General features: G+C 27.5%; 1 protein-coding gene. It reads left to right on the top strand.

What is annotated here, in order from left to right; translation table 11 throughout:
* Positions 1-147: 147 nt before the first annotated feature.
* Positions 148-363, top strand: a complete 216-nt coding sequence (locus AWT63_RS06120) for an ATP-binding cassette domain-containing protein (RefSeq protein WP_407921936.1) — start codon at positions 148-150, stop codon at positions 361-363.
* The last annotated feature ends 102 nt before the right edge of the window (positions 364-465 follow it).

Below are 465 nucleotides of genomic sequence, written 5' to 3'. Positions count from 1 at the left end.
ATTTGTATGATATAACAAACCTTCTTCTATTTGTTCTCCAATTCTCATTAGTGGATTTAGAGCTGATAAAGGATCTTGAAATATCATTCCTATTTTATTTCCTCTTATTTTATTATATTCATTTTCATTTAAACCTACTAAGTTTTTATTCTGGAAATTAATTTCTCCGTCAATTTTCGTATAAAAGATGTTTATTATAATGCAGTTGACAATGTAGATATAAGCTTAAGACGTAATGAAGTTTTGGCAATAGTTGGAGAATCAGGGTGTGGAAAAAGCACACTTGCAACATCTATTATAGGACTAAATAACCCAATTAATACGCAAATATACGGAGACATTACTTTCCAGAATAAAAACTAAGTAGGTTTAAATGAAAATGAATATAATAAACTAAGATGAAATAAAATAGGAATGATATTTAAAGATCCGTTCTCTACTCTAAATCCACTAATGAGAATTTGA

This window comes from Caviibacter abscessus (assembly GCF_001517835.1).
Taxonomy (GTDB): Bacteria; Fusobacteriota; Fusobacteriia; order Fusobacteriales; family Leptotrichiaceae; genus Caviibacter; species Caviibacter abscessus.
This window is presented reverse-complemented; position numbering and strand designations above follow the sequence as displayed.